Source organism: Streptococcus sp. A12 (assembly GCF_905372335.1).
GTDB lineage: Bacteria > Bacillota > Bacilli > Lactobacillales > Streptococcaceae > Streptococcus.
Genome location: NZ_CAJPOU010000049.1, coordinates 1 through 8782, shown reverse-complemented (window position 1 = coordinate 8782; position 8782 = coordinate 1). Strand labels below are relative to the sequence as shown.

The 8782-nt window shown below is 42.4% G+C and carries 13 protein-coding genes; all 13 read right to left on the bottom strand.

Features of this window, described 5'->3' with window-relative positions; all coding sequences use genetic code 11:
* Positions 1-1090, bottom strand: a 1090-nt coding sequence (locus QZ158_RS06715; protein ID WP_293886932.1) for an ATP-grasp domain-containing protein, incomplete at its 3' end; no start/stop codon positions are given.
* Positions 1081-2178, bottom strand: a complete 1098-nt coding sequence (locus QZ158_RS06710; RefSeq protein WP_293886930.1) for a carbamoyl phosphate synthase small subunit — start codon at positions 2176-2178, stop codon at positions 1081-1083. The genes QZ158_RS06710 and QZ158_RS06715, both read right to left, overlap by 10 nt.
* Before the next feature lie 86 nt (positions 2179-2264).
* Entirely contained in the window at positions 2265-3182 is a 918-nt protein-coding gene (locus QZ158_RS06705) for an aspartate carbamoyltransferase catalytic subunit (protein ID WP_006596279.1), read from the bottom strand.
* A 93-nt stretch (positions 3183-3275) separates the two neighbouring features.
* Positions 3276-3797, bottom strand: a complete 522-nt coding sequence (gene pyrR, locus QZ158_RS06700) for a bifunctional pyr operon transcriptional regulator/uracil phosphoribosyltransferase PyrR (protein ID WP_006596278.1) — start codon at positions 3795-3797, stop codon at positions 3276-3278.
* Positions 3798-4040: 243 nt separating this feature from the next.
* Positions 4041-4679, bottom strand: a complete 639-nt coding sequence (locus QZ158_RS06695) for a Pr6Pr family membrane protein (RefSeq protein ID WP_195549894.1) — start codon at positions 4677-4679, stop codon at positions 4041-4043.
* 43 nt (positions 4680-4722) lie between these two features.
* Positions 4723-5058, bottom strand: a complete 336-nt coding sequence (locus QZ158_RS06690; protein ID WP_009731127.1) for a zinc ribbon domain-containing protein YjdM — start codon at positions 5056-5058, stop codon at positions 4723-4725.
* Positions 5059-5167: 109 nt separating this feature from the next.
* Complete coding sequence (locus QZ158_RS06685) at positions 5168-5938, bottom strand: HAD family hydrolase (protein WP_293886925.1); 771 nt, start codon at positions 5936-5938, stop codon at positions 5168-5170.
* A complete protein-coding gene (locus QZ158_RS06680) occupies positions 5913-6317 on the bottom strand; it encodes a PaaI family thioesterase (RefSeq protein WP_126404314.1) in 405 nt (134 codons plus the stop codon). Before QZ158_RS06680 ends, QZ158_RS06685 begins: the two co-directional genes overlap by 26 nt.
* A 102-nt stretch (positions 6318-6419) precedes the next feature.
* Positions 6420-6887 (bottom strand): 8-oxo-dGTP diphosphatase, encoded by a 468-nt coding sequence (locus QZ158_RS06675; RefSeq protein WP_185761538.1) that lies wholly within the window; start codon positions 6885-6887, stop codon positions 6420-6422.
* Between the two features lie 26 nt (positions 6888-6913).
* Positions 6914-7348, bottom strand: a complete 435-nt coding sequence (locus QZ158_RS06670) for a hypothetical protein (RefSeq protein ID WP_293886923.1) — start codon at positions 7346-7348, stop codon at positions 6914-6916.
* 59 nt (positions 7349-7407) lie between these two features.
* Positions 7408-7761: a diacylglyceryl transferase gene (locus QZ158_RS06665; protein WP_293886922.1), complete on the bottom strand. Its 354-nt coding sequence runs from the start codon at positions 7759-7761 to the stop codon at positions 7408-7410.
* 103 nt (positions 7762-7864) lie between these two features.
* A complete protein-coding gene (locus QZ158_RS06660; RefSeq protein ID WP_293886920.1) occupies positions 7865-8488 on the bottom strand; it encodes an NAD(P)H-dependent oxidoreductase in 624 nt (207 codons plus the stop codon).
* Between the two features lie 13 nt (positions 8489-8501).
* Positions 8502-8782 (bottom strand): UvrB/UvrC motif-containing protein (locus tag QZ158_RS06655; RefSeq protein ID WP_293886919.1); only part of this gene is annotated, 281 nt, incomplete at its 5' end.

The window sequence follows — 8782 nt, the reverse complement described above, 5'->3', positions numbered from 1 at the left end:
TTTGTGTATTGAGAACTTTTGTCACCTTTTCCATCGGAAAGACGGGTAGTTTAAAGAAAATACGATCTAGAGTGGGTTCAAACAGGGCTGTAAGACCCTTCATCGTTGGGTGAGGAAGGTCCAAAAGGTGGTCGCCTAACTTTAAGCATAAGGCCTGGTGGTAAATCGAATATCCTAAGGCCATGGACATGGTCGAGAAGGAATCCGAAGCAAATGGATTGACCTCAAGAATATAGAATTGGTAACTCTTTGGATCTAGCGCAAACTTGATGGAAGTTGCTCCAACCAGTCTCAAATGCCGGACAATAGACAATGCTGCCTCTCTCAAGGTCTGATGCTCGGTATCCGTCAGCGTCAGACTAGGGATGACTTGATAAGAATCACTGGAGTGGATCCCCACCGGGTCGACGCTCTCAATGTTTCCAGCAAGATAATAATTATCCTGACGATCTCGGACAACGATGTATTCCAACTCCTTGAAACCAACCGTCGAGAACTCCAACAAACACTGAGCCTGTGGCGATACTTCTAGTCCCTTTTCGACAGCCTCACAAAGGTCGTCCAAGTTATTAGCAATCCGACGACCTTGCCCATGCTTGCTGGCAAGTGGCCAAACAACAATAGGGAATTGGATTTGCTCTGAGAACTCAATAGCCTCTCTGACTGTCGAAACCAAGGAAGAGGAAGGAACTTGATAACCCAACTCCTGTAAAAATGACTTTTGGTCTGACTGGTGGTAAAAAGTACGGTATTGCCTAAGCGAAGTTCCTAGAATACGGATCTTGTGTTCCTTGAGAAACCCAATTTCTTCCAATCGGAATAAAAGACCAAGGACTTGCTTATCCGCAAATGACAGCAGTAAATTTTTGGTTTTCGTTGCTAGAAGGGCTTCTTTGAGACTGTCTAACTTTAAACGAATAACCGAAACAGCATTTCCAGCTTCTTTGGTGATGTCGTTTTCGTCTCCGCAATAGAGGACTTCTGTCTGGTAGCCACGATCTTTTAATAGGGGACAAGACGTGAGTGCTCCAAGCAAACTGACATCATTGAAGGATTCTGCACACAAAAGCGTTACTTGATTCATGACCATAACTCCTCCCTTCGTTCGTCTAATTTACTTTCAATCAAATCCATAAATTCGTCATAGAAATAGAGACTTTCCCTTGGTCCTGGACTGGACTCAATATGGTAGAGGACACCGATCAAAGGAAGATAGCGGTGACGAAAGGCCTCGATAGAGTGATCATGAAGCTCCTCATGGGTGATCAGAAAGTCACGTGGAAGAGTTTCGCGTTCAATGTTGTACTGGTGATTCTGACTAGTGATTTCGACTTTTCCAGTAGCCACCTCTTTTACAGGAATGTTAAGTCCACGATGAGGGCTTTTTAGTTTCGCGAGGCTTCCTTCGTGGGCAAGGGCCAGCAATTCTGCCCCCAAGCCGATTCCCATGATCGGAATATGAGGATCGATTTTAGCAATGACCTGGCAAATACCATCGATATGATGAGGATTCCCTGGACCACTGGATAGAATGATGCCATCTGGCTGCAAATCCTTTAATTCCTTCAATTTAACTGAATAAGGAACGACCGTGACGTTACAACCTCGTGCAATCAATTGACGCAAAACGGAATGCCGTAAGCCCAAGTCGATCAAGACGATACTCTTACCAAATCCTGGTGCAGCATAGGGGGTTTTGGTCGACACCTGGCGAACTTGGTCAAAAGGCAAGACGGTTGCGCGGAGTTGATCCAAGATATGCTTGATCGCATCCCCCTCATTGACCACTGTAGCCTTGATACTTCCATGTTCAGTGACAATTTTAGCCAGCTTTCGAGTATCGACTCCTTGGATCCCTGGAATATTGTGTTTTTTCAGGTAAGCATCTAAGGATAACTGTTTGCGCCAATTACTGGGATGACTCGCTAATTGGTGTACTACCACTGCTAGACACCCAGGAAAAATAGATTCATAATCATCTCGGTTTATCCCAGTTGTACCGATAACTGGAAAAGTAAAGGCTAATATTTGCCCCTTATAGGACTGGTCGGTAATCAACTCCTGATAACCCGTCATGGCAGAATTTAAGACCAATTCTCCACTGACATAGGTATCAGCTCCAAAACCAGTTCCTTCAAAAACCGTCCCATCTTCTAATACTAAGAGACGTTTTACCATAAATTCTCCTTACAAACTCCAAAAAGAAAAGTGAGAAAAGACCACCTTTTTGTAGACTCTCTCACTTCTCCTTTCTTTTTTACATATTATTTTCGTCCAGCTAAAACCGCTTCTATGATAGCCATGCGGACAAAGACACCGTTGGTCATTTGCTCCACGATGCGTGATTTAGGAGCTTCTACCAAGTGGTCAGCAATCTCCACATCACGGTTTACTGGAGCTGGGTGCATCAAGATGGCTGTGTCTTTCATACGATCATAGCGTTCTTGTGTCAAGCCATGCAAACGATGGTAGTTCTCTTTTGAGAAGAGAGACTCATAGTCATGACGCTCGTGTTGCACACGGAGGAACATCATGACATCGACTTCTTCAATAACTTCATCGATCGTCACAAAGGTTCCGTATTCTTCAAACTCTGCACTTCTCCATTCGTCTGGACCCGCAAAGTAAAGAGTTGCTCCCAAGCGTTTCAAGATTTGCATATTGGATTTTGCCACCCGTGAGTGATCCAAGTCACCAGCGATACAAACCTTGAGTCCGTCAAAGTGACCAAACTCTTGGTAGATGGTCATCAAGTCTAGCAAACTTTGGCTTGGGTGTTGACCGGATCCATCTCCCCCGTTGACAATAGAAGCTGTGATGGTTGGACTTTCAATCAATTGCTTGTAGTAGTCTACTTCTGGGTGACGGATGACGCAGATATCAACTCCGAGAGCTGACATGGTCAAAATAGTATCGTAGAGAGTTTCACCCTTGTTTACAGAGCTCGTTTTCACATCAAAGTCAAGGAGGTCACAACCTAATTTCAACTCAGCCACTTCAAATGCTTTGTGCGTACGTGTTGACGACTCAAAGAAGAGATTAGACACGATATGTTGCTCATCGTAATGAGCTTTTGCTCCATTTTTAAACTCAATACCACGCTTAATCAAGGCCATAACTTCTTCGTTTGATAAAGCTTCCATTGAGACAAGGTTTTTAAGTGCGATTTGATTTGTAGACATGTTGTAACTCCATTCCAAAGATATGCATATGTGAAAACGATACAGGAGGCTTCCTCAGTCACTCCTGTATATAGCGACGATTTGAAAACTACCTTATTCACTCACCTCGATCAAGATGCGATCTTGACCATCTAGCTCAGTCATCTCGACAATGATTTCCTCTGATCGACTTGTTGGAATGTTCTTTCCAACATAATCTGGTCGGATCGGCAATTCTCTATGACCACGATCCACTAGGACTGCCAGGCTGACACGCGATGGACGTCCACGACTGACAAGATTATCGATGGCTGCTCGTATGGTCCGACCTGTATAAAGGACATCATCAATCAGGATGACATCTTTGCCAGTAATATCTACTGGTAAAACGGTTGAATCTTCTGTTACTTTGATATCATCACGGAAAGGCTTGGTATCCAATTCACAGACTGGAACTTCTATTTGTTCTAGCTGAGCTAACCTTTCTTTGATGCGATTGGCAATGAAAACGCCACGAGTTTTGATCCCTACCAAAACAATTTGGCTCAGATCCTTATTCCGTTCGATGATTTCATAAGTGATGCGAGTAATAGCTCGCTTCATGGTCAAATCATCAACGACTTCTTTGATCTTCATCTTTTCCTCCTAATTGATAGAAAAAAGCCTCCCTTTTCAAGGAGGCTTCAGAAAAATATCAAGAGATAAGACCTAGAACGCATCTAGTTCACCCCTTATTTTGATCAGACTCCTTGCCTGCCTCACGGGACAGGATTAAAGGACTATTTAATTATCCATACTATATCACAGTTTATAGTGGGATGCAAGAAAAAACTCATTATTTTCTACGAATGTTCGGATTTACATCAACAAATCTTTTATTTAATGATGATCTGTTCCTTTTTTCCCAATCTTCTTCAAGGCAAACAAGCCACATCCAGCTAGTAAATAAGCGACAAAAATGATGGTCGCCATCTTAACCACATAAAGCCAACCAAAACGATTGACATTGATAAAGAAATAAGGGAAAGGACTGTCTTTTGCCCCTGGAACTGGCCACTTAAGAACCAAACCGTTGAGAAGAGCAAAGACCATATAAAGTACGGGAAGCAAGGTCCAAGCTAATGGATCCGACTTACGGTATTGTTTTGGTTTATCAATCACCAGGGTGTCAAAGAAGAACATCAAGGGAACAATGTAGTGACAGAGGAAGTTTTCCAAACGGTAAAACTTCTCAGGTGTCGCGATGGGTGCTAGCATAAAGTGGTAGATGACACAGGTGATCATGATAGACATGGTGACACCACCTTTTAAACGAAGATAGCCCTGAGTCTGGGTCGAACGACCACGAAGCATGCGCCAGACCATATCCCCCATAAAGAACATGACCAACATGTTGGACAAAATGGTGTAATAGAGCATCATCCCAAAACCACCATGCTTGGTCAGTTGCAGATAAACGCCGATGACACTCAAGATAAACAATAGAAAACGATAGCTAAATAATAGTTTGAATTTCATAGTATTCTCCTGAAAGAAAAGGGCTAAGCCCTTCTTCTTATTCTTAGATTTTCTTGACAAATTCTGATTTAAGTTTCATTGCGCCAAAGCCATCAATCTTACAATCGATGTTGTGGTCACCTTCGACGATACGGATGTTTTTCACTCGCGTTCCTTGTTTCAAATCTTTTGGTGCACCCTTCACTTTTAAGTCTTTGATCAAGGTGACGGTATCGCCATCAGCCAATTTATTTCCATTCGCGTCGATGGCTACAACACCTTCTTCTTCTACGACTTCAGCTGGGTTCCATTCATAAGCACACTCTGGACAGACCAAGAGCGCACCATCTTCATAGACGTATTCAGAGTTACATTTTGGACAGTTTGGTAAGTTATTCATTTCAATCTCCTTAGCAAAATTAACTCCCATAGTATACCATGAAAGGGAAAATTTGACAAATTCCGTTCTATTGTAGCATTTTCAATAAAAGAAGAGGCAACTTGGCCTCCTAAAATTTATGATTACCTTTATCTTCTTGCAATTCCTGAATGTCTCGAATCACGCGCACGCCTGCTTGACTCCTATTCTGTAATTCTTCGTCCGAGTAAGGGAAGGTATTGATCAAGATACTTTGCATGCCGATACTTTTCGCTACAGCCACATCTGTAGTGAAGTCATTCCCTACCATGACCGTTTTATCCGGATTCAACTGGTGTTCTTTGATGACTTTCATGAGAAATTCGCGCTGAGGTTTGCGAATCCCTGCATCAGACGACAGATAAATATCATGAAAAATCTCTCTCAAGCCAACCAAATCAATCTCTGGGTTGGTAAAGTCTGCTTGGGCATTGGATAAGAGATAGATCCGACACCCTGAAGCTTTCATATCTTCTAAGACTTCTTTCGTGTGAGGATAGAGCTCCAAGCGTTTGCGAGAGAGAACACGAAAAGTCCGAGCAATCAATCGTCCCCACTCTTTGAGATGATGGACACTGGCTCCTGTTGGATGACTATCTAGATAGAGTTGAACGAAAATCACGGTCAAATCAATCTCTGGATAAGTGACTTGTTTTTCCTTAGCGATACTTTCCTCAGCTTGCTGCACCAACTCCTTATAGCGGACTTGCAAACTTTCTCCTGTATAATGAGCTCCATAGGACTGGTAAATCTGGGCCATGGTCTCCCACAAGACTGGACTCGACTCATCGGTTTCGATATCGACCAAGGTTCCATAAAAATCAAAAATATAGTTTTTAAATGCGTACTTTTGCTGATTCATCTCTTTCTCCCGTTACAAACATGGTAAAGGTGGCCTTACAGACATTGGCACCTTCCTGATTGGTAATATCGACATCGACAACCCGAGTAGTCCGGCCACTGTGGACACATTCCCCGTGAATCGTTAGGACATCTCCTAGACGCCCTGCTTTCAAGTAATTGATGGAAGACTGCAAGGTCACACCATCTACTCCCTGTGAAATAATGACCAAGCCACTGATCTGGTCACACAGGGTAAAGAGATAGCCACCGTGCGCATTTCCATAATAATTGAGCGACGATTCGACCACCTTGGTTGTCACCACCACATGACCATCTCTCATGGTTTCGATCTCGTAATTTTCAAATGCTGCAATGGCATCAAAGTGAAAATCCTTCATATATAATAAATCCCCCTAGATCAGGTATTCCTAAACTCTTCCATCATACTATTTTTTTCCACTTCTTACAAGAATAAGAAAAGAGCTGGTCTACCCAACTCCTTAATAGCGAAATTTTTCCCAATCATCGTCTGTCCGTTTGCGATAATAGAACTCAGACAAATCCGGGTCTTCCATCACTTCCAGCAGAGGAAGCATGTCGTAGGACAAGTCCAACTTTTCTAATTGGTCCTTCTCAACCCAAGAAACTTCTCCTTCATCAGACGATCTTAGCTGGCCTGTAAATTCTGTCGCTTTGTAGCAAAAGACGATGTAGCGGATGCCATCCTCTAACTGCCAGTTTTTTACAGCGACCAATCGGGGGTTGAAAATGGTGAGGCCAGTTTCTTCTTCAATCTCACGGATAACTGACTCGACCAGACTCTCGCCTTCTTCGATATGGCCACCCGGAAAAGCATAGCCCGCCCAGTGAGTCTTTTCAGGTGAGCGGTACTGAAGGACGACTTTCCCATTTTCAAGATCTTCGACCATGCAAAGATTGCACAGTATAGTAGGCGTTGTACGTGACATATATTTCCTTCCTATGGTATTGACAATTAATCAATATAAACTTTTTTCTTTATCTCTTTTTTCATGACAAAGGGATTCACCAGCTCATGGTATTCATCAAAGGCATCTAAAAGGGAGCCTCTTTGAAAGACAATTGACTTCTCTTTTAAATAATATTCCGAGTGAAACGTTACCGAACCATGACCATCAAAACTAAAGAAAAACACAATGAATAATACTAGGATCAGGCTAGAAAAGAAACTAAACAGTAGCCCTACTACATTCTTCCAATTGACTGCGTGAGTTCGATAAAAGCGATACCAGATATGACAAAAAACTATCACAGCTCCTAGATACAACCAAGGATTCCACAAGAGAGGAGTAAAGGCATAGCCATAGTAACCTAATACAAAGTTAACAAAAACAAAAAGTAAAAGAATTAGATACAGGATCCTAAACAGATTCAAATGCTTTCTCATCATTGACCTCTCCTATGTAAACATTGGTTTGAGTTTAAGATAAAACGAATAGCGTGCTCCCCTTAAATAATGATCAATAGAATATGGACTGCCAACCGTAGCCAATGATCAATTGGAGGCGTATCCGGATCACTATTTTTACTATCTAAGAATAAGCTGAGTGATAATAGAAGCAAAAGAAGGGCAATGACTATTTTCAGAGATAGCATCATACCGCCAATAGCAAGAGCAGCTAGAAAGCCAAAAAATGGCAAAGGGCTAAATAAAAATGACAATAAACTAAAATAGAGCATAAACGAGGAGAGTATCAATAAGCCGTAAACAATCAACTTAGTGAAAATTGAGACTCTTTTACCTTCATTTTTCATTTTTGATAGTGAATAAATGACATAGATCATATAGATAAAAAGTAGCATATTGAATCATTCCTATGTTTTATAGATTATGTTAATAGTTTAACCAAAACCTATTCAAAATACAACTAAAGACACTAACTTATCAGTAGTCTCCTGTCTCTTATCAAAGTTTCTTGACTTCTGCTGCTACCTTTTGAAGATGCTGTTCCCGCATGCTAGCGGTGTTCACATCTCGTCCGACTTCTCCCAAGGTGCAGACACGCTTGGTTTTGATCCCACAGTGGTTCAAGACGGCATTCTTCAAGACAGAGATACCATAACTATCTGGAATGTTGAGAGGGCCTGAAAAGATCTTGTACCACCAAGTAGGCGCCATGGAGGTCGCATAAATACTGGCTGTTTTTCCTTTGAGCAACTTCTTAAATTGCTTGCCTCTCAGGTAATTCCAGATGAAGCTTCCCTGATCATTAGCCGAGTAAGCAATCCCAGGTGTAAAGACCCGATCGATCCAGCCCTTCATGAGGCTCGGCATACTACTCCACCAGATGGGATAGACAAAGATCAGATGTTCCGCCCACTGGATCCATTCTTGAGAACGAAGGATAAAGGGATCTTCCTCCATCCGTTTTCGATAGCCGTAGCGAAGGACCGGATCAAAGTCCTCTTCATTGAGACTGATCACTTTAAGCTCGTGGTGATTTGAGTCAATAGTTTCAACAATGGTTTGAAAAATAGCCTGACAGTAACTTTCCTTATCCGGATGCCCATTGATGACTAGAATTTTCATTCCTATCTCCTCCCTAATCCAAGGCCTTGACTTCCAACATCATATCGCGGATTTGCGCTGCTAGTTCAAAGTCAAGCACTTCGACAGCTTCTTGCATTTGACCTTGCAGTTTCTTGACCAGTTCCTTGCGCTCTTGGCGGTTGAGACTGGTGATATCCACTTCCTTGTCCTCTTCTTTGGCCACCGCCTTGGTAACAGAGATCAGGTCACGGATTTCCTTCTTGATGGTTTGTGGCACGATGCCATGCTCTTCATTATAAGCCATCTGAATCTGACGACGACGGGCTGTTTCAT

What these genes read in the sequence shown, in the direction of transcription:
- QZ158_RS06710 (WP_293886930.1), bottom strand. Translation starts at nt 2,178, where the DNA reads ATGGTAAAACGTCTCTTAGTATTAGAAGATGGGACGGTTTTTGAAGGA.
- QZ158_RS06705 (WP_006596279.1), bottom strand. Translation starts at nt 3,182, where the DNA reads ATGTCTACAAATCAAATCGCACTTAAAAACCTTGTCTCAATGGAAGCT.
- pyrR (WP_006596278.1), bottom strand. Translation starts at nt 3,797, where the DNA reads ATGAAGATCAAAGAAGTCGTTGATGATTTGACCATGAAGCGAGCTATT.
- QZ158_RS06695 (WP_195549894.1), bottom strand. Translation starts at nt 4,679, where the DNA reads ATGAAATTCAAACTATTATTTAGCTATCGTTTTCTATTGTTTATCTTG.
- QZ158_RS06690 (WP_009731127.1), bottom strand. Translation starts at nt 5,058, where the DNA reads ATGAATAACTTACCAAACTGTCCAAAATGTAACTCTGAATACGTCTAT.
- QZ158_RS06685 (WP_293886925.1), bottom strand. Translation starts at nt 5,938, where the DNA reads ATGAATCAGCAAAAGTACGCATTTAAAAACTATATTTTTGATTTTTAT.
- QZ158_RS06680 (WP_126404314.1), bottom strand. Translation starts at nt 6,317, where the DNA reads ATGAAGGATTTTCACTTTGATGCCATTGCAGCATTTGAAAATTACGAG.
- QZ158_RS06675 (WP_185761538.1), bottom strand. Translation starts at nt 6,887, where the DNA reads ATGTCACGTACAACGCCTACTATACTGTGCAATCTTTGCATGGTCGAA.
- QZ158_RS06670 (WP_293886923.1), bottom strand. Translation starts at nt 7,348, where the DNA reads ATGATGAGAAAGCATTTGAATCTGTTTAGGATCCTGTATCTAATTCTT.
- QZ158_RS06665 (WP_293886922.1), bottom strand. Translation starts at nt 7,761, where the DNA reads ATGCTACTTTTTATCTATATGATCTATGTCATTTATTCACTATCAAAA.
- QZ158_RS06660 (WP_293886920.1), bottom strand. Translation starts at nt 8,488, where the DNA reads ATGAAAATTCTAGTCATCAATGGGCATCCGGATAAGGAAAGTTACTGT.